12 protein-coding genes and 2 pseudogenes are annotated in these 22431 nt (G+C 25.7%); 8 read left to right on the plus strand and 6 right to left on the minus strand.

Annotated elements, in window-relative coordinates; translation table 11 throughout:
* The first annotated feature begins 250 nt into the window (after positions 1 to 250).
* Positions 251 to 598 (plus strand): hypothetical protein, encoded by a 348-nt coding sequence (locus tag L3B96_RS13455; RefSeq protein WP_238861394.1) that lies wholly within the window; start codon positions 251 to 253, stop codon positions 596 to 598.
* Between the two features lie 211 nt (positions 599 to 809).
* On the opposite strand, the pseudogene L3B96_RS13460 reads toward L3B96_RS13455, so the two are convergent.
* A pseudogene (locus tag L3B96_RS13460) lies at positions 810 to 1356 on the minus strand (sigma-70 family RNA polymerase sigma factor).
* A gap of 314 nt (positions 1357 to 1670) precedes the next feature.
* On the opposite strand from L3B96_RS13460, the gene L3B96_RS13465 reads away from it, so the two are divergent.
* The 4 genes from L3B96_RS13465 (at position 1671) to L3B96_RS13475 (ending at position 4896) form a co-directional block, all read left to right on the plus strand.
* A complete protein-coding gene (locus L3B96_RS13465) occupies positions 1671 to 1934 on the plus strand; it encodes a hypothetical protein (protein WP_275297173.1) in 264 nt (87 codons plus the stop codon).
* A 3-nt stretch (positions 1935 to 1937) separates the two neighbouring features.
* On the plus strand, positions 1938 to 2084 hold the full coding sequence (locus L3B96_RS27255) for an N-acetylmuramoyl-L-alanine amidase (protein WP_275297174.1): 147 nt from the start codon (positions 1938 to 1940) through the stop codon (positions 2082 to 2084).
* Positions 2085 to 2876: 792 nt separating this feature from the next.
* Positions 2877 to 3656, plus strand: coding sequence for a LytTR family DNA-binding domain-containing protein (locus tag L3B96_RS13470; protein ID WP_343073094.1), 780 nt, complete (start codon positions 2877 to 2879; stop codon positions 3654 to 3656).
* Positions 3646 to 4896, plus strand: a complete 1251-nt coding sequence (locus tag L3B96_RS13475; protein WP_238861396.1) for a GHKL domain-containing protein — start codon at positions 3646 to 3648, stop codon at positions 4894 to 4896. The genes L3B96_RS13470 and L3B96_RS13475 overlap by 11 nt, the downstream gene beginning before the upstream one ends.
* Here the strand turns inward: L3B96_RS13475 and L3B96_RS13480 are convergent.
* Together L3B96_RS13480 and L3B96_RS13485 are read right to left on the minus strand one after the other, a co-directional pair.
* A complete protein-coding gene (locus tag L3B96_RS13480; protein WP_238861397.1) occupies positions 4872 to 4991 on the minus strand; it encodes a cyclic lactone autoinducer peptide in 120 nt (39 codons plus the stop codon). The genes L3B96_RS13475 and L3B96_RS13480 overlap by 25 nt on opposite strands.
* A complete protein-coding gene (locus tag L3B96_RS13485; protein ID WP_238861398.1) occupies positions 4951 to 5553 on the minus strand; it encodes an accessory gene regulator B family protein in 603 nt (200 codons plus the stop codon). The genes L3B96_RS13480 and L3B96_RS13485 overlap by 41 nt, the downstream gene beginning before the upstream one ends.
* A gap of 751 nt (positions 5554 to 6304) precedes the next feature.
* On the opposite strand from L3B96_RS13485, the gene L3B96_RS13490 reads away from it, so the two are divergent.
* Positions 6305 to 6679: a transposase gene (locus tag L3B96_RS13490; RefSeq protein WP_343073095.1), complete on the plus strand. Its 375-nt coding sequence runs from the start codon at positions 6305 to 6307 to the stop codon at positions 6677 to 6679.
* A gap of 130 nt (positions 6680 to 6809) precedes the next feature.
* Positions 6810 to 7031: a transposase gene (locus L3B96_RS13495; RefSeq protein WP_238861400.1), complete on the plus strand. Its 222-nt coding sequence runs from the start codon at positions 6810 to 6812 to the stop codon at positions 7029 to 7031.
* A gap of 736 nt (positions 7032 to 7767) precedes the next feature.
* On the opposite strand, the pseudogene L3B96_RS13500 reads toward L3B96_RS13495, so the two are convergent.
* The 3 genes and pseudogenes from L3B96_RS13500 to L3B96_RS13510 all read right to left on the minus strand — a co-directional run bounded on the left by L3B96_RS13500 (position 7768) and on the right by L3B96_RS13510 (position 12488).
* Positions 7768 to 9251 (minus strand): annotated as a pseudogene (locus L3B96_RS13500) (IS1182 family transposase).
* A 261-nt stretch (positions 9252 to 9512) separates the two neighbouring features.
* Positions 9513 to 11756: an FtsX-like permease family protein gene (locus L3B96_RS13505; protein WP_238861401.1), complete on the minus strand. Its 2244-nt coding sequence runs from the start codon at positions 11754 to 11756 to the stop codon at positions 9513 to 9515.
* 33 nt (positions 11757 to 11789) lie between these two features.
* A complete protein-coding gene (locus tag L3B96_RS13510; RefSeq protein WP_238861403.1) occupies positions 11790 to 12488 on the minus strand; it encodes an ABC transporter ATP-binding protein in 699 nt (232 codons plus the stop codon).
* 396 nt (positions 12489 to 12884) lie between these two features.
* Between L3B96_RS13510 and L3B96_RS13515 the strand changes: the two genes are divergently transcribed.
* Positions 12885 to 22430, plus strand: a complete 9546-nt coding sequence (locus L3B96_RS13515) for a non-ribosomal peptide synthetase/type I polyketide synthase (protein WP_238861405.1) — start codon at positions 12885 to 12887, stop codon at positions 22428 to 22430.
* Position 22431 lies beyond the last annotated feature (1 nt).

Below are 22431 nucleotides of genomic sequence, written 5' to 3' on the forward strand. Positions count from 1 at the left end.
TATAATTAGATGAATATCTTCCGACCGTGGATTTATGTAGTCGGAAGATTTATTTTTAACATATCTTTAAAATATTAAAACTATAATTTGACATCTTTTTAGTAACATGGGAATAAACATCCATGGTAATTGAAGATTTGCTATGACCAAGTTTTTCTTGAATATCTTTTATATTGTCACCAGCTTATAATAACATGGTTGCGTGAGTATGTTTTAATGAGTGAAATTTAAATGTTTTTCTACCACGTTAATGCGAACTAATGAGGTAATCGCAGTTGGCAATTATATTGGTGGGACATATGATTCAAAAGTTGGAATAGTGTTACAAGGGATCGGTCACATAGAAATAATGCTTGGACCTAATTTTGCGGGCCATTCTCTTATAGCTGTTCGCAATGTTTCACAAATACCTTTAAGAATAAAAGTTAATGAAACTTTTATATCCATAATATTTCATTATTTAAATACGCCAATAAATTATGGAGATTCAATCGTCAATGGTCATACTGATAAAATGGCTTCATTAGGAATACATCTAAGTGCAGAAGATGCACAAGTATTAGAGGAAGATTGGGAAAGCAATATAACTCTAGTGTAAGAAGAAATGAGCAAAGATGAAAATTATAAAGAATATAAAAAGGCATTAGGAAAAGGAAAAATAGAGAAAATTCTAAAACAATTAAATTGGAAAAGTGTTAGCGCTCTATGTGTATTTTTATTAATATTTTATTTTGTTTATTTTATATACAAAAATTCAGAATCCTATATGGGAAGATAGATTTTGAACATTAGATTTTTTGTGGGAATAATTAAAAATACAATGAAATACTATTAAGGATTTTGATTAAAATAGTTTTATTAGAATAGCAGTAGAGTAGCACCTATTTTTTTAATAATCATACTCCTTAACAGTGTAATTTCTATAGAATAAAAAATCTATAAGTTCAGGATCCTCTTCATTTAAATCTTCTTAATCACACATTTCGTATAATGAAGTTTCAATTGAGATTTCGAGTTCGGGAAAATCATTTTCAACATCATCATGTAAGCTTAAATCATCACTACCTTCAGTAAACCTTGTGGTTTTAATTCTTTTGATTAAATAATTCATATAATTTTTAATGGCATTAGTAGCATAGATAACGAATCTATGCTTTTCTAAATTGTACATGGAAACAGGTTTAAAAAGTGATTGGTAACATTCCTAGATAATATCATGAGAGTTATACCAATCAATGAAATTTTTTTTAGAAATACTATAAATTAAGGGTCTAAATTCTATAGCAGATTTTTTCTTTGCTTCTTCCTCATTATTCTTACAGCAGTAAGTGTGGTTTCAATATAATTAAAATCCATATAAACCTCATTCTTCAACTAAGAGTTATAGATTAAAGTGATTAACTTGCATATATGGTGTTTCTTGTTGGACTTACCTCTATATATAGTATATATAGCTGAGATCTATATAACTTAGATAGATATAGAAAAATAATTAATTTTATGTTTTTTAAGTTCTTGATTGCAGCATAGCTGTTTCTTTAATAGTGTATAAATTATATGAAAAGGTAAAAAAATTAAATAGTATAAGGGAGCTGTATATAATCATTAATTTTATACTAGCTGTAGGTCATGCTGCAAGTGGAAATATTGGGTAGTTATTGATAAGTTAAATGAGAATGGTTACACCTGTGAGAATGGAGAATTGCAGAGTATTTAAAAGAAAAAAAGAACATGGACTTAATTTACTTAGAACTGATAAGTGTAATAGCTATGGTTTTGAAGATTGTTATGAAAGAGCTAATGAAATTGCAAGGGTATTAGAGGTGGAATTATATGTGAAAATTCATATTAATCAAGGGGAAGGAACTGATCCAGAGGTGTTGACTACTGGTAAATCAGAGTATGCAGTTAAAACAAGTGCAGTATTATCATGAGCTTTGAATTTACCTAACAGAGGCATAAGAACAAGGAACGTAATTGTTCTTAATAAAACTATTATGCCTGCAATTTTATTTGAATGCTTGTTTGCGGATAGTGATGATAGATGCTATGCTTTTGATGAACATGGTATATGGATAAGATGATATATTAATGTTAGGAGGAGATAAAAAGGTTGATTTTTAGGTTTATTATCTATTGATTAATATGCTCATTAAAATACACTAATAATAAATTTTGAAAATATCATCTATAGAAAATTTATTATTATTAAAGAATATCCATGTTCATACAATTGGTAGATAATTCACTAGAACCTGGAGTTCGTTGATTTCAACTTTATTATATTAGTTACATTGAAGGGATTATTTTGCTTGCTTTTAAGGCCCTTTAATTTTATTTGATTATGTAATACTGTAAGAAAATTTAGATGTATTATTTTTATATTTTAATTATAGTGGGTTGTCAAAAAAATTATTGTAATTAAAATTAAAATTGAGTTGTGATATTATTTATATTTACATAATTAAAAGGTTATTATATATTACACTACTTCATAATCAAAATTAATTAATAGTTAGTATTTATAATCTAAAAAGTTAAACTTTTTACATTTAATGTTATGATATAAATCGAACCTATTATATGAAAAAATTGTATTTTATTCAAGAATAGTGTATTCTATAAATAGGAGTTTATTATATATTTTACTTATTTGTTTATAAAATAAATAGATAATCGAATCAATGTTAATATTTGAAATTCCATTTTTCGAAATTTATGAGTATTTCACCGAAGAATACGTTATGTATTTATAATGTAGCTTTGTAAGTATATTTATTAAAACTAAGAAACTAGTGTTATCAAATTGATAAACGACTATTGGTATAAACAAATAATATAAGAATATATTATTTAATGTTATATAACACAGGAGGGTGAAAGTTTTGTATTCAGTTATTTTAGTTGAAGATGACTATATGCAAAGAGAAATTCTGAAAAATATGATTCTATCTACATATGAATCGATAAAAATTTATGAGGCTGATAGTAAAAGCACAGCTCTAGATATAATTGAAAAGAACGATATTAATATGTTCTTAATAGATATTAGCCTAAAAGAATCTTCAGGATTAGATCTTGCAATGAACATTAGACGTATTCCTAAATATGAATTTAGTCAACTTGTTTTTTTAACAACTCATGTAGATTATATGTTACAAGCGTTTAAACAAACCCATTGTTATGACTATATATTAAAGCCTTATAATAAAAATATGGTCCAATCTATGTTGAGTAAGCTTATTAATAAAGAGATCAATAATTCAAATTATGAAGAGGATGAATCTAACGAGTATGCGGACAAGGAGTTGGTTATAAAAATAAGAAGTAATGTATTCGTAAGAGTGAAGATAAATGATATTTTATTCATAGAAATTAATGGTAGAAGTTGCGACGTAAATACTCTTGAGGGAATATATACATATATAAATATAAGTTTAAAAAAAATACTTAAGTTAATTAATTGTAAATATATAGTTCAAAGTCATAAAGCTTTCGCAGTAAATAAAAATTACATATTTAAAGTAGAAAAGTTAGACATTAGATTAAGTAGAATATGCTTTAGAAATTATTCTAAAACAGCTCTATTAGGATATAAATTTAAAAATAATATAATATCAGAGTTTAGACAAGCAGGAAAATATTATGTTAATTAATTTTATTATAAATAGTCTAGACACTACAAATATAATTTATTTATGGGTGATACTAAATAAAAAGAATACTAGTTTGCATAGATTATTATTTTGCATAATTATTTGTTCAGGCTTAATTACGACTGTTGAAGATTTTAACTTGAATTTTATTGTGTCATATATAATATTAATTACGACAATTGCAATTGCTTATAAAAAGAAGTTAAAAGACGTAATATTAGAGTTTTTTTTAATATTATTTATAGAGATGAGTTTGCAATTGATAATTTCTTTGCTTATGAATATATTTGTTTATGACGATAGTATTAAAGCGATTACTGTAGAGTTAATAACATTAGTTGCTGTAATTAGTTTTTCGAAATTGAAGTTAAGTAGTAATAACATTAACTTTGAAAAAATAAATAATGATGTCTCTATGTATTTAATTTCAACATTTAGTATGGATGTTATAGTTTTCAAAATTATTTTGACTTATGATGATACATTAATTTCAAATCATTTACCAATTACAGCTTTAATAGTTGCTATATCGGTTATTTCTCAAATATGTATATATATTTCTATTATTAGAGGGATGAAAGAAAATCAAAAATTAAAAATATCAAAGGAGTATAGTGAAGTAATTGATGAAATTGTTCAGGAAATAAAGCAACGGCAACACGATTTTGTTAATTATAAGAACACAATACGAGGAATCGTAGAAGTCATAGAGGAAGATAAGATAGGTGAGGCGATTAGAAATTATATTAAAGATGAAGATATATATGATAATAAGATAAATGATCTTATATATGTTGATAATGTAGTTATTAAATCTATAATATATAGAAACATGTGTAGAGCAAAAGGGCATAATATTAATTTTCAATATAGAATTAACAACAATATTTTAGATGATATTCTTAACTATAATGAAATATCAAATATACTAAATAATTTATTAAATAATGCTTTTGAGGAAGTAATGAAGGATGATTGCATTAAGAAGAATATTGAAATTGAAATTTTAAAAGAAGATGAAACACCCCATTTAATGATTAAGAATCAGGTGGCAGATTCTAATAATGTTAATATAAATGAGATGTTTACAAGAGGTTATTCTACTAAAAATACGGGCACAAGGGGTTACGGATTGTATAATGTAGAACAAATAATTAATGCACATAAAGGGTGCATGGAGGTTAAAGTGGAATCAAAAGAAATTATTTTTAATATTTATTTTAATAACTCTTCAGGATAATCTGGTTCACCATAATATCCTGCACAGCTTGTGTTTGATGCTAAACCAAATATCTTAATTAATAAAGTTGAAAACAGATTTATTAATTTTTGCATTAGAAACAACTCCTCTCATATTAACGATAATTAATTGAATAATTTGTAATAATAAACTCAGAAATATGCAATTGCATAGTTGTGTATTTCTAAGTGTAAAAAATAATATACACCAAAAAGTGAGAGATATTAAAGATAGTATTTTTAATATCTTTTTATTTTTTATTGGTCTCTTCTCATTGCGACAAGGGGCATAAGCTAAAGTTATAATGAATGATATTATAAAAAACACAATGTAGAAATATATATTTAACTTTGGAGATAATGTACTAAATAGCATTATTACTATAAAGTACATTATGCTACATATTAAACATGATTTAAATGTTTTGCAATGAATACCTCCCATTAAAGGTCTTGTTGAATTTAGAATAACAAAAATTAAGAAAAATAGATATAATTGTTTTAAAAACAAGAAAGTTAGGAGTAATACTGCAGATTTACATATATCCCCCAAAATTACTTGTAGTGAATATTGGATTTTTAATAAGTCACTTTTAGTTAAAGAACTATTGTTATTATTTAAATATTCTGTTAAAAAATTAGCTATTGATTCTATCATATAAACTCCATATATGCCTAATTAGTATAATATGTATATAATTAATTATTATAGTAAATGAATTATAAGATTACAATATTGTTAACATGAAACACACCTTTTTTTTCACGAAAAGCATATTCTTATAAAATATCTATGACTTTATAGAAATAACTAAGTTAATATAGAATGCTTATATAAATTGAAATAGCAAAATGTACAAATATTTGAGTCTAAAATGTTTATAAATAAAATGTATGAACATCTGATATTATATGTTAGCATTTATATTGAAAAGCATATATACTAGCCTTCCCTTAGTCATAGCTTCATTTATTGCTGCGGTTCCCTTTAACGCTATTGAACCATATATGCAGAGCAGCATCAATGTTGATAGTTAATAACTTTAGAATTAAGCTGCATTTTGATGCCGACATTTGCAACCATAATGTATACTTTAAAGGTAAAAGAGTAGTGGACATTATATCTAGAAGAAAATTTTTTATAGCTTTTTATTTTATTTTGCGAAAGTAGAGCTGAGATAAGAAGTAGTGAAAGATCTATGAAGAGAAGATTAAATGCTTAAGGATTTGATTACCAATGTTTAATCTTAATAAAGTTAATACAGTTTATCTTGTATGCGAAATAATAGATTTAAGAAAAAGCCTTGTTTGTTATGAAATATAAATATTAAATTACATTATATGGAGTTGAATCATATTTTAAGATGATGGATGTTAATTTTTCAAGTCAGACATTATATAACTGAATAATAAGCTGTGCAAATAAACTTCCGCCTGTTTTTGATTATATGAAAGAGGAGATATTAATAGGAAGTTATATCCATACCAATGAAACATATGTAAAGGTTATTGAGGAATACATAAAAGATTTTAATTCCAAAAGATTCATCTGGTTATATCGATCTAGAGGCATTGAAAAATTAATGGTTTTATATGACTATCAGAAAATGCGATCTGGCTCTTGTTCTGAAGAATTTCTTAAGGGATTTTCAGGTTATTTTCAGGCAGATGGATATGATAAATATAATAAAGTCAAAAAGATAAAAAGACTAGATTGTATAGCTCATATTCGAAGAAAATTCTTTCACATAATATCAACCTTAAACATTGAAGCTTTAAAGTAATTATATACACTAGCTGGGGTTAATTATTGTTAGCAACTTTATGAAATCGAAAAAGAGATAAGGGAACAATACATAGATAGTGATTATTGGTATGATGATCGATATACGATAAGGTTCAAGAGATTTGTACTTGATTCTTAGAAAGTTTCAAGAATATATAGATAATGAAATTGTTAATGATCTTCCTAGAAGTTCTCTAGGTAAAGTTCTTGCATATTCTAAAAAGTTATTGCCATATATGAGAACTTTCTTGACAAATGGATATCTTGAAATTGATAATAATGCAGCTGAGAGAGCTATAAAACCATTTGTAATTGGCAGAAAAAATTGGATGTCTTTTAAGAGATATTAAAAGGTGCAAAATCAAGTACGCTTTTTTATAGTATTATTGAGACGGCTAAGGCCAAAGTCTTAGCAGCAGAGGAATATTGAGTATGTTTCTTAGAAGTGTTAGTAAATTCAGAAGTTAAGGAAAGAGACATGTTAGAAAATGTATGCATGGTCTGAAAGTATTCCAGATGAGTTGCGTGTTAGGATTATTAAACAATTATTTCTATATAAAATTGTAACAAACAGAAAATATAAATTTTTTTGTTTAGTTTATTTTATCACTTAAGTTATGATACCGCCATGCATCGATTATTTGACGATTACGAAGCGGTATGAAAAATAGAATTAAAATTAAATCAAATTATGAGAGGGGGAATTATTATGGGATAGCTAACGCTCGTGGTAAGCTAGAAGAATTAGATGGTTAAAGAATAAGAAGGCTAAGATTTGCATATGGAAATAATAGAATAAGATTATCATTAAACAAAGAAATTTAGTTAAGCTAGGGATTAAGAAATGCAAAACGCTGAAATATGTAAATACAAGAAAAGGCTATTCGAGAATCTCAAATAGTTATATACCAAGCAAGTCTTTAAATAACAAGGAAGTGTCGCAAAATGATTAAATTTTAATCAGGAGCGATGCTCCTTTTCGGTTTAAACTAGCAAATTTCTAAATATTTGAAATACAATATTAATTATTTAAATATTTCTGATTTTTAAGCGCACTAAAATAAGCCCAGTTAATTTATTCCATAATCAGGCAGTAGGTTTCAATTCATGAAGATGATTTTGAGTTTTTTCATTTTGTATTTTTGAATGTAATTTGTTAATGTTATAACCAAAACAAAGCAAAATAAATTCAGTTTGAACGCTATTTTTTCCACGTGTTAAAAATCTATTGAATTCATAATCACTTTTTAGAATTCCAAATGCTCCTTCCACCTGAATAGATCTATTCATTTTTAATTTAGTTCCAAATTCAGTTGTAATATTTTTATAGGATATTTCACGCTTTTCCACAAAAGTTTTTGAAACCTGCATTTTTCTATTTCCTTTTGCTTTTGTGCATTTTACTTTGTAATCGAAATTATCACAGTTTTCGCATTCATACATAGTTACTTCTGATTTGTATCCACTTGCGGATTTTCTGTAAATAATAGAAGTCGGTATTAATTTTCTATTGTTATGACAAATATAGAAATCCGATTCAGCATCATATTTCATATTTTCGCGCTTACTTATATCATTTTTAAAACTTCCTTTTTTCCACTTCTCATAAGTTTGTAGTTTTATATAAGGAGTTTGCTTATTTGATTCTAAGAATAAATAATTTTCTTCGCTTTCATAACCTGAGTCTGCAATTATATTAAGATATTTAGGACCGATTTTTTCGTTCCTATTATTAAGCATAGGTATTAATGTAATGTTGCTATGTCATTTCTATAATCAAATATTCCGACACCAGTTACGTATTCACTTTCAACTGCGATTTGCACATTATATGCAGTTTTTAATTGACTATTTCTCATATGATCAACTTTCATATGCATGAAAGTTGTGTCTGGATCAGTTTTAAAATAACTATTTCTTTTTGAAAATATTTTTTACTCAAATTATATTTTTCTTCTCTCTCTTTATATTCAGATAGTTGCTCCGTCCACTTTTGAATTTTAGTTTTTCCTTTACCAATTTCATGAACAAACTCTATGTTTCTTTTTTTCATATTCAAGCCATTGAAGAACTTTATCAAACATTTTTTCTTCATTTTTTAAAATAGTTTTTTCCAAACAAATGTATAACGATTAGCATTTGCTTCGATTTTAGTACCATCAATAAATGCATTTTCAAATAGTATTTCATTTTGATTTGCTAAATAATTAACTTGTTGATAAAATAAATCTTCAATTACTTCATTTGAAATATAGTCTTTACAAAATCTACTGATTGTAGAATGATCCGGTGCCTTATAACAATGAAGTAACCACTTGAAATTTATATCTCTTCTGCATGCTTTTTCGATTTCTCTGATTGAATGAATATTTTGAGAATAAGCATATGATATTATTTTAAATATGATTTTAGGTTCCACTGCCGGTTTTCTTCCAACGGAAGAGTACGCCTTACACAACTTCGTGTAATCTAATCCCCTACAATACATGGCTTAGCAAGCGGACTGAATCATCTGATGGTATTAAATTTTCTAGATTTAATGGTAATATAAGTTGAAAATTATCATTAATCTCAGTATAATCTTTATTGTGTAATTTGGTTCTTAGTATAAGTAAATTATGAAATGAATGTGAGTTCTTCGGAATTTACATTTTTTATATCTAAAAAGATGAGCCGCTACAAAACTAATTATGTTAGTTTTGCAACAGCTCCAATTACTATAATATAAATTCTAATGTTCTCAAACATACCGAACATTATGTGTGGTGGTGTAAGAGGTTGGTAGACAAAATAATTGTCTACCTCCTACTCGATTATTTTTCTAACTCAGGTTAATTTAAGTATTCAAGTGGATTTTCAATGATAATTTTACGCACTTTCCTATTAAATAATAATACTACTACACTATAAATTAAGTTTATAATGATAAAAGTAAATATAATGAATAATATATTCGTAGAGAATGGAATAAAATCATTTGTTTCTATTGAAATAAATTTATGAATTTTCTCCGAAATAATTATTGAAAAAGGTAAAGAAATTATAAATAATACAGAAAATACAGGCCTGTAAATATCTATTAACATTCTTTTAATTTCTTTTGCTTTATATCCTAATAAATTTAAGATTATAATGTCATGCTCGTTATCATGAAAGTTCAGTAATAATATTAGATAGATTAATAAACAAGCTATGACTATTCCTAATAATTGATCCAATATAGCACTTGTTTTATTTGAGACAGCATTATTTTTTAGAGACTGTAGTTTTTCATCAAGGGTTGAAATAGCACAATTTTTATCAGAAGTGAGACTAGAGTTACTAGTTAATATTCCTGAATAAGCACCAGATGGAACCTTGAGCCAAGAGGCTAAAATATTACGAGAAACATAAATAGAATCAAAATCTCCATTTATACATACATCAGAGATAATGCAAGTATGGTTCTCATTATTTAATTTAAAAGTAATTTTATCACCCTTTTTTAGGCCATATAAAATACTTAGGGATTGATTAATTATAAAATCATTGTTATCACTTAAAGGTATCTTTTCATTTTTTTTATTAAAAATATTAAATAATTTAGGATTTGAGTCTAAGCCTATAAGTTTCTCAGAAAGAATAGAATTTGAGTTCAATAATAATTTTATATTACTGCTAAGATAATAATCGTTAGAATCATCTAAGTTTTGGGTTTTATATTGATTTTTTTCATAATTTATATCGTATAAATAATTTCTGCCAAGGGTTTCGTATGATATAATTTTTTCACTAGATTGATTTAATGAGTAGCTAGTGATAAACAAAGTACTTGTGATTAAAATGGAAATGAAAGACAAAAGCAATGAAGCAATCTTTGTTAATATTATACGAGAGGAAATTCTAAATTTACTAGGCATTAGTTTTGATATTTTGTTTGCAAAAGATCTAATTCTTATATTCTTTTGATTAGTATCAGTATTATTTAGTAGTAATGAAGTATCAATTTTTATAAAGGATATTATGCTATAATAAATAACAATTGAAATTGCGATATTAAAGGTAAATATTCCATTTATTAAGCTTGAAAAGGATATTCCTTTTATGAAAGTAGGAAAGGAATATGAAGTTTTATACAAATTTATTAATATACTAGATCCGAAATATCCAAAAATAAATCCTAGAATTAATCCAATAGATGATAATATAATAAAAAATTTGATTATTATTACTGTAATACTTAAATTAGTAAAACCAAGGGCCTTGTAACATCCGAAATCTTCTCTATTTAAAGACAAGAATTTTTTGAAAAACATATAATAAATAAACATACTAATCAGTGTTAATATAATTAAGAATGTTTCTGCTAAAATATAATTTGAAGATAATGCAGATTTAAGAGAAGAATCACTAGAAATAGAATTAGAATCTTCTAAGTAAGTGAATCTGCTATCTAGGTACATTTTGGATATTATATTATTAATGTCTGAATCTGGATTATTAAATTTTCCACTATAATATATATATTCTTGTCCATTTACAGAATTATATGAATCTTCTGTTGTTAGTACAAAGGTTGATGTGTTGTAATTTTGTTGTAATTCTTTATATGGAATAAACGCACAATAATCAGGCAGAGAAATAGTTCCAACTATCAAATAATTCTTAGAATCTATTGTATAATTATCACCAATATGCAAATTATTAAAATTCAGAAATTGTGGAAAAACTGCAATTTCATCTTTTTTAATTGGTAAAGCTCCATTTATTAAGAAGGGAATGTTTATTTTCTTAGGATTATTTATAAAAAAATAATTATAATTATTATTAGAGAGTATTTTTTTTATATATCTTTTTTCGCTGGTAAAGTTAAAAGTATGTTCTAGAGAACTAATATCACTATCATTAGCAGTAAATCTAAAGTCTTCTAACTTCTGTTTTTGATTATAGTAATTAACTTTGGTTATATTTGCATCTATTGATATTTCAACAAAAAAATACATAAATGATGCTAAAAGTGAAATTAAAAATAATACTATAATATAACTTTTATTTTTAATAATATTATAATAGATTTGTTTTCTTAAATATCTCATTATGAACCAATCCTTTCGAAGAATATTATGAAACTAATTCCAACTCATTTGAGATGGAAGTATTGGATTAGTATTTAATTTATCTTTGTAGATTTCTCCATTTTTAATTGTTATAATTCTTTCAGATGTTTTTGCAATTTCATAATTGTGGGTAATGAATATTATTGTTAAACCATACTTAACTTTAAGTTCATGTAATAAAGCAATAACATTTTTGCTATTTTCCTCATCTAGTGCACCAGTGGCCTCATCACAGAATAAAATATCAGGATTTTTAATTAAAGCTCTAGCAATAGCAACTCGTTGTTTTTGTCCCCCTGATAGTTCACTAGGAAACTTATTTAAGAGATTTTCTATTCCGAGTATGGATACTAATTCTTTTAAAGAGTAACCTCTCTTTTCTTTAATAAATCCAATCTTTATATTTTCCTCAACGGTAAGATTAGATAAAAGATAATAGTTTTGAAATATTTGGCCAATATCATTACGTCTAAATTCAGATAAATCTGAATCAGAAAATTTAGTTATATTTTTGTTATTATAAATAATAGAGCCACTTGTAGGTGCTAGTAGTCCAGACATAATATTTAGTAATGTAGATTTCCCAGATCCACTTTGACCAATTAATGTAGTAAATGTATTTTTTACAATATCTAATGAAACATTATTTACTGCTGTAGTTCTATTATCATATTTTTTAATGATTGATTTTACTGATAAAATTTCATTCATGGTTACAGTATATCTCCTATCTCAATAATTTTTAAAAGTTAGTATCATAAAACTAATACTTAAAAATGTAAATAATATTATTGTTTAATAATATTACATATACATTAAATAGTAATATACAGTCAATATTATTTAGAATAAAACTCATATTCTACGCATAAAACGTATATTTTTAGATATCACTATTTAATATGATAATAAATTTCTTTTTATGATACAAATTGATTGTTTGATGAAAAATGGGTTTACGTTTTGATAAAATTGGTGCACTATTTTAGAAAAAGAATGTTTTATTATAAAACAAGTATGTGAGGCCAAATAAAAAACAAGGAATTTATCCTATCATAAAAAAATACGTATATTTTAATTTTGATTCAATAGTTAAGAGGTATGGCGATGAAGAAAATAAGTAAAAGTGAAATTCTAGAATTTGTATTAAAGAATATTGCTAAAAAAACTAATAACACAATAAACAAAATTTCATGTGATGAATCTTTTTTTTACTTTGGATATGATTCTAAGGATGCTGTTTTGTTTTCTGGTGAGTTACAAGAATTTTTGGGTATTAAACTTGATCCAACAGTACTTTTTGATTATCCAACAGTTAATTTACTAGTTGAATATGTTTTATCTGTATATGAAAATAACAATGAAACAAATGGAAGTAAAGAAAATAATATTTATAATAATGAGGATATAGCAGTTGTAGGAATGTCCTGTAGATTTCCAGGGAGCAGCAGTATAGAAGAATTTTTGGATAATTTAAAGAATGGAAGAGATTTGGTAACTAAAATACCGAATGAAAGATTAGAGTTACTTTGTTATGAAAATAAAGAAAAATATTTTAATAATCCAATTTTTAATGGTGGATATTTGAATGATATAGAATTATTTGATTTCGATTATTTTAATATTTCTCAGGAAGAAGCTAATAATATGGACCCACAGCAAAGAACTTTATTACAAGAAGTAGTTAAATCCATTGAAGATGCAGGAATAACAAAAAAAATAATTCAGAATGAGAAAATAGGTATATATGTAGGAGTATCAAACAACGATTATTCCAGATTAAATTTAAACGCTAGAAGTGGTTTTTACTCCTTACTTGGAAATGCACAAAGTATGTTAGCAAATAGAGTTTCATATTTATTAGATTTAAAAGGTGTAAGTATGACTATTGATACGGCATGTTCTTCATCATTAGTATCAATTCATGAAGCAGCTATGAGTATTAAAAATAATGAGAACACAATAGCTATATCAGCAGGTGTAAATTTAATATTAGATTTGCATGTTAATGAGATGTTAGATGAAGCAAACATGCTTTCAATAGATGGAAAATGTCATACATTTGATGAAAAAGCAAACGGATATGTTAGAGGAGAAGGTGTAGGAGTTGTAGTATTAAAAAAACTCAGTAAAGCAGTAAGAGATAAGAATCACATATATGCGGTTATAAAAGGAAGTTCTATTAATCAAGATGGAAGGTCTATTGGATTAACAGCACCTAACAAAAAAATGCAAGAGCTTTTAATTAAGGAGGCTTGCAGTAATGCTAACGTTGATCCAGCATATATACAATATGTTGAAGCTCATGGTACAGGAACTGAATTAGGAGATCCAATTGAAATAGGAGCAATAAACAATGTTATAAATAGAGGAAGAGATGAGAAAAGCTATTGTAAGGTTGGTTCAATAAAAACCAATATAGGGCATTTAGAAGGAGCCTCTGGAATTGCAGGTTTTATAAAGTTAGCTTTAAGTATAGATAATAATATTTTGTTTAAGAGCTTAAATTATGAAAGTTCAAATCCAAAATTGGAATTAGAATATAAAAAAATACAAATTCAAGACAAGATTCAAGAATGGAATAATGATACCAAAATTGGAGGAGTAAGCTCCTTTGGGTTTGGAGGAACAAATTGTCACATTATACTAGGAAATAATCTAATAAACCGGGAGACAAGAGATGATAGAAACAATAAAAGTTTTTATTTAATTCCAATTAGTGCACATAAAAAAAGCAGCTTAATTTCTAGACTAAAAGATATTAAGTCATTAATTAATAAGAATGAAAATTTTAAAATGATAGATTTAGAATACACTTTAGCAACTAGAATTGAGCCAAGGAGATATAGAGTATGCTATGTTGTAAAAGATAAGGAAGAATTAATTAGTAAGATAGATAAAACTTTAAAGAACGGATTAGATATAGAGGAAGCTAGAAATAATAAAATATCATTAATTTTTTCTGGGCAAGGAACTCAATGGGTTGGAATGGCAAGAGAATTATTAAAATTTGAAAAGTTTAATAATACATTTCAGGCTTGCAGAAAAGAATTCATTGATATAGGACACGGTGATATTCAAGAATATTTATTTATTGAATCAAAAGAATTGATTATGGGGACATACGTTGCACAACCATTGATATTTTCTATAGAAGTTTCATTGGCTAAACTATTGGAATATTACGGTCTTGACTATGAAATGGCGATAGGACATAGTTTAGGAGAAATTGCAGCGGCTTATAAAGTTGAAGCAATTTCATTAAAAACTGCAGTAAAGATCATACATCATAGAAGCAACATTATGGATAGGTTCACCAATAAAGGGAGAATGCTATCTATAAATAAGAATTCAGCATATGTTGAGAAGCTTATAAAAAATGTACCAGGTATATCAATATCAGTAATTAATGCAGATAATTCTGTAGTTGTATCAGGAAATAATCAAAATATAAGTAAATTTAAGGAGTATTTAGATAGTAATAAAATTAGTAATAGGTATTTGCCAACAAATTATGCATTCCATTTTATTGAATTAGAAAAATATAATGAAGAATTAATAAATAATTTATGTACTATCAAGTGTAAACCTACACTTAAAAAGTACATATCTACAGTTACTGGAGATATTTTAAATACAAGAAACCTTGACAGTAATTATTGGGCAAGAAATATGAGTAAAACAGTAAATTTTAATGGCGCTGTAAACGCTGCAATCAATAGAGGAGTTAATTTATTCGTAGAAATTGCGCCAAGTAGTGTATTGCTAGGTTATATAATGCAAAAGGATATTGATGGTGTTAAGACAATTGCTAGTTTGAAAAGATCATATGATAATCTAAAATCTTTTTATGAAACATTAGGAAATTTATATAAGATAGGATGCAATATTAACTGGGAAAAAATTGTGGCAGATAATGCTACTTTGATGAGGATACCAACGTATAAATTTGAAGAAAAGCCATGCTGGCTAAACAACAATTTTGAGCCGGCTAGAATTAAAGAAATAGTTTTAAATAATGACAGAATAGTTAAAAAAGTTTCAAGAGAAGAGATAAAAGAAGAATTTATAGAAATTATATCTAATGCATTAAATATTGATAAATACAAAATTGATGAGAATAATTCATTGATTGATATAGGGATGGATTCATTAAAATTCATTGAAGTTAAGAATAAAGTGGAAAGAAAATTTAATGTAAAGCTTAAATTTAATGAATTTGTGGTAGCAAAAGATATATCAAGTATTATAACTTTATTAAATGAAAAAACTAATAAATTACATGAAACAATAAAAAAAGATAATGAAATAATTAATTTGGAAGAAATATGTGATAATGTCACAGAAGGCCAAAAAGCTATAATAATTGATCAATACATTAATAGTGAAAGTGCCATGTATAATATGTGTGCTGCTTGGTATATTACTACTGAAATCAACGAGACAATATTTAAAAAGGCATTTGATATAGTAGTCAATAAATATATTTCACTAAAGCTTTTATACAAGTATGAAGATGGACGAATAAAGCAATTTATAAAAGATAATAAAAATGAATTAAATATAGAGATATTAGGTAGATGTGATGAAAATGAATTATTAAATAAGCTAAATAAAGAAGCTAATACTGCCTTTGATTTAAGTAAGGAAGTAATTAATGGAACTTTATATGTTTTGGAAGATAAAAAAGTATTATTTATAAATATACATCATGTGGCTATAGATGGTATTTCTGTGTATATATTACTGAAACATATGAGTAGATTATATGAGGATATATTATCAGAAAAAGTAAATATTGATGAAAATGACGATTATAAATATTTATATTATCAATTGCATGAGAAGAACATTAAACATACAGATGAGTATAAAGAATATGAGGATTTTTGGAAAAACAAACTTGAAGGAAGTTCACTTGCAAAGAATTTTCCAATTGATAATTATCAAACAGAAGCAAGTGACGGAAAGAGCAAGTATTATAAATTTAAACTTGAAAAGGGAACAGTTGATAAAATAAGAAGTTTAGCAAAGCTTAATAGGGTTTCATTATTTACTGTATTATTAAGCACATATGAACTCCTTTACCACAAGCTATCTGGAGAAAAAGATTTTATTATAGGTACCTTCTTTTCAGGTCGTGATAACAATGAGTTTCAAGATGTAATAGGATATACAGTTAAACCGATATTAATGAGAAGCAAGATAGAATCCGATATGAATTATAAGGAATTTTTAAATAATAGCCATAGAAATCTTTTAGACTGTTATGAAAATAGTAATATATCATTTAATGATTTGTATAAAAACTTATTAAATGTGGACAATAAAATATTTAATCATGTATTTGTTTATGAAAAGACATTAGAAGAAAGTGAATATCCATTATATATAAACGGATTTAATTCAACATTAAATTTAAATAATATATCATTAAAATCAATTGATTTAGAAATTGAAGATGTTCAATATGGATTAGTTTTTATGGTTGAAGAATGTAAAGACGATTTATATTTCTCAATACAATATAAAGATAATATATATTCTGAAAAAGGAATAAAAGTAATATTAGAAAGTTATTTAGCACTAGTAAATGAAATTATAAGTAATGATACAAAATCAGTTAAAGCTTATAAATTAGTGGATAAATTTAATGAAGACGAAATTAATAAATCTTTAATTGGAGAAAAGAAAAAATTTGATAGCAAAATGTTATTCCATGATTATCTAGAGAAGTATGCAAGAGAAATTCCTAAAAATATAGCAGTTAGATATAAGAAAATAGAAATTGATTATTATGAATTAAATAGACAAAGTAATATTCTTGCAAGAAATATATTGAAAAAATTCTCTAAAAAGCAATTAGTTATTGGAATATATATGGAAAAGAGCATAGAAACATTAATTTCTATATTTGCTATTATGAAAGCTGGAGGAGCATATGTACCAATTGATAATAATTACCCTCAGGAAAGAATTAAATATATAATAGAAAATTCAAATATTGATGGACTAATAGTAAATAAAATAGATACTAATAATTTAACAGTTGATAGAAATATTGTATTTGACTTAAAAGATATAGATACTAATGTTTTGGGAGAAAACTTAAATTTAGAAATAAGTGAAGAGGATTTAGCATATATAATATACACTTCAGGGTCTACGGGTAGACCAAAAGGTGTACAAGTATCACATAAAGGAATTCAAAATGTTGTTTATGAACAGAAAAAATTATTTAATGTTACATCAAGTGATATTGTTAGTTTTTTTGCATCTATAAGTTTTGATGCTTCAGTATTTGATATTCTAATGGCAATAGGGCATGGTGCCATACTATGTTTTGATGAAAGAGAAAAAATGAGTGCAGGCGAGGTCCTTAGAGAATTTTACATTAATAATAAAATTACAATTACGACAGTACCTTCGTCTATTTTGGAATCAATGGATAACAAAGAATTAGATTATTTACGAATAATAGTAACAGCAGGTGAACCATGCAGTAAAATGATTAAGGATAAGTGGGCTTATAATCATGAATTCTATAATGCATATGGAGTAACTGAAGCAACAATATGGAATACAACAAGTAGATGTTATAAAGAGGAAAATGTATGCATTGGGAAAAGTATAAGTAATACTAATATATATATATTGAATAATGAAATGAATAAATGTCCTATAGGAGTCAAGGGTGAGATGTATATTGGCGGGATAGGCCTTGCCAAAGGATATATTGGATTACCAGGTAAGACTAAGGAAAAGTTTATTAAAGATCCTAATAGTAATGAAATCATATATAAGACTGGTGATTTGGTTAAATTAAGTTACAAAGGTGAAATCGAATATATAGGAAGAACTGATAACCAAATTAAGCTGAGGGGATTTAGAATTGAATTAGAAGAAATTCAAAAAGTTATAGAAAGTAATAGTAATGTGCTTTCATCAGCAGTAATTTTAGAAAATGAAAAACTAATAGGAATGGTTAAGTTAAAAGATGAAAGCTTGGATATTCAAGAGCTTGATAAATATATTAAAACGCTATTACCAGCTTATATGATACCAAATTATTTAATAAAAGTAGAAAATTGGGTTTTGACTTCAAATGGAAAAATTGATAGAAAAGCAATGCTTAGCAATTTTAAGGAAAATTATGAATTTAGAAAAATAGTTAAAGCAAGTAACAAAACTCAAGAAAAAATAACAGAGTTAATAGTGCCTTTCATAGATAATAAAGAAATTTCAATGGAAGATAACTTAATAGAGCTAGGATTTAATTCTATCATGTTATATGAACTTATAGGAAGAATTAAAAATGAATTTGATATCGAATTAAAATTTAAGGATATAATGATGAACACAACAATCTTAGGATTGGAGAAATTAATTAAAAATTCAGTTAAAACAAATAATAAACTCCTATTAAAACCTAAATATGAAAAAGTTATATTAACAGAAAAACAGAAAGGGTTATGGATATATAACAAGATAAATCAAAAGGATACATCGTATAACATACCACTAGTTTTAAAAATTAAAGGAATCTTAGATTTAGATAATTTGTATAAAGTAATGAAGATAATATTAAACAGGCATGATGTTTTAAGAACAAAATATTATGAAGTTGATAATGAAGTTTATGGAGAAATACTAGAGGATTTAAATCTAAAATTTGAATATATTGATTTAAATGACAAAATAGAAGAAAAAGCTAGGAAATTAAATAGCACTATAAAAGAGATGAAAGAAAATATATTTAAATTAGATGAATATCCACTATTTAAATTTAAAGTAATAAGATATGAAAATGATGTCTATTATCTTCTATTCACAATTCATCATATGATTAGTGATGGATGGTCAATGAATATACTATTAAAAGAATTCAAAGAGATTTATGTTGATTTATTAGAAGAAAAAGAAATTGATATGGAGCCATTAAAATATCAATATCAAGATTACGCGTATACACAAAGTTTAATGGATAGAGAGGATATAATTTCAAAGGAAAAATATTGGGAAGATAAATTTAAAGATACAAAGTTAATTTTAGAATTACCAGAAGATTATATTAGACCTCAGATAATGAGTAATAATGGCAATTCAGTAAGTATTGAAATTAAAGATGATATTTATAAAAATATAACACGTTTATGTAATAAACTAAACATCACAAGATTCTCATTTCTAATAACTATATGTGGAGTTCTTTTAAGAAAATATACAGGACGTAATGATATTATAATAGGTACGCCAAACTTTGGGAGAGAAAATACTCAAGTGGAAAATTTAATTGGATTATTTATTGATACTACAATATTGAAGCTTAATATATATGACTATATGAATATTGAAGAAGCAATAGAAGGCGTATCAAAAGAAATTATAGATTCTTTTGATAATAAAGAAATTAAATTACAAAAGATTGTACAGTTAATTAATCCGAAAAGAGATTTGAGTAGAAATCCTATATTCCAAGTTATGTTTAATATGATTAATTTTGATTTACATGAAGAAAATATTGGAAATTTAAAAGCATCAGTTATTGATAACAATGAACAAGACGCAAAATTTGACATGACTTTTTATGCGTTTGAAAAAGCAAATAGTATTGAGATAAAACTTAATTATTATGCAGATGTATATTCAAAAATAAGAATGCAAAATATTCTAAGGAATTATGTTCATTTATTAGAGTCTGTTGTTAATAATCATAAGAAAAAAGTTCAAGAATACTTGTTACCAATTAAAAATGATGAACTAAAAAATCTTAGAAATAAATTAAATTATGTGAGAGATATTAAGTTACAACAAGGATATGAGGAGAATGTTAAAAACAGAGCTTATGAGACAGCTTTGATGCAGGGCAATAGAAAGATAACTTACAAGAAATTAAAAGAAAAAGTTGAGGAGATAAAAGAAAAGTTAATAGAATTAAATCTGAATACAGGAGAATGTATAGCTATAATAACCTCTAAAGATATTGATTTAATTAGTGTTATGTTAGCAGTAATTGAAATTGGAGATAGATTCATATTTATAGATTCAAATTATTCTGTTAGAAAAATAAAGGAAACTATTAAAAAATGCGATGTTAGGACAATAATTAGCGTAAATAGTTTAAGTAGGGAATTATATAAATCAGCAGAAAATATAATCGAATTTAGCAAAGAAAATATGGACGTTATAGTATTAAAGGAAACTAATAATAGTTATAGCATAAGTATTGATGATGAGGAATGTGGATATTTATCAATAACCTCAGGAACTACAAGTGAACCAAAATGCATAAAAGGTAATAACAGTGCAATTAATCATTTTATAAAGTGGAAGATAAAAACTTATGGAATAGATTTTAATTATAGATTTGCATCCTTCTCTGGAATATCACATGATCCATTTCTAAGAGATATCTTTACTCCACTTATGGCCGGAGGAATATTAATATTCCCTGAAAATCCAAAATTAATTGAAAATAATTTATTTGAATTTTTATTAAAAAATAAGATTAATGTAGTTAATCTTACTCCAAGTATATCAGAGGTAGTTTTAACGCAGGCTCCATTAGATGAAAATATAGTTCTTGAAGATTTAAAACTTATTTTTACAGGCGGAGAATTATTAACAAAAACACTTTTAAAAAGAATCGCTAAAATTGCGCCTAATGCTAAAGTTGTAAATTTTTATGGAGCAACAGAAACACCACAAGGAATGGCTTATATGGAATATGATCTTAAAAATTTAGATAAATATAAAGAGAGACTGCCAATAGGTGTGGGAATAGATGATGTACAAATGTTAATTTTAAATTCCAATAATGATATCTTATCAGAAGGAGAAATAGGAGAAATAGCTATACGCACTAAATATTTATCTAAAGGTTATTATAAAAATGAGAACTTAACCAATGAAAAATTTATTAGAAACAAATATCTTGAAGATATGAACGATTTAATTTACAAAACTGGTGACAACGGTAGATATAATTTAGATGGAACAATTGAATTTATAGGAAGAATGGATGAACAGGTAAAGATAACTGGACATAGAGTAGAATTATCTGAGATTGAATGTATATTAAATGAATATACATCAATTAGAAGTTCCAAGGTTTTAGTTTATGAAAATGAAATTTACGCTTTTGCTATTGTTAGAAATGATTTTAAACAGGATCAATTAAACAATTATATTTCGGAAAACTTAAATGCATATATGATACCAAGAAAAGTATTTGTATTAAAGGAAATTCCTGTAAATAATAATGGGAAAATAAATAATAAAAAATTAATTGAAATTATAAAAGAAGACTGTAGTAAAAAGAGTATAAAGGATAACTTACTAACAGATACAGAGAAAAAAATAATGAATGTATGGAATGAGATTTTAGGAAGCGAGACAATTGATCCAGAGGACAAATTTTTTGAGGTGGGTGGAAACTCGCTCAAAGCAATAAAGTTGCAATCAAAACTTTATAATTTATATGGGTATAAGGTAACAATTGTAGATATATTCAAATATCCAACAGTAAAGGGATTAGCAATATATATTGATAAAAGCGTTAAGGAAAATGATACAAACCATGGTAATAGAGGAAATAAAATTAGAAGTGCAATAATAAATAATAAGAAAAGAAAATTAAATAGGAGTGAGTGAA

Source organism: Clostridium sp. YIM B02569 (genome assembly GCF_022320765.1).
GTDB classification, from domain to species: Bacteria; Bacillota; Clostridia; order Clostridiales; family Clostridiaceae; genus Clostridium; species Clostridium beijerinckii.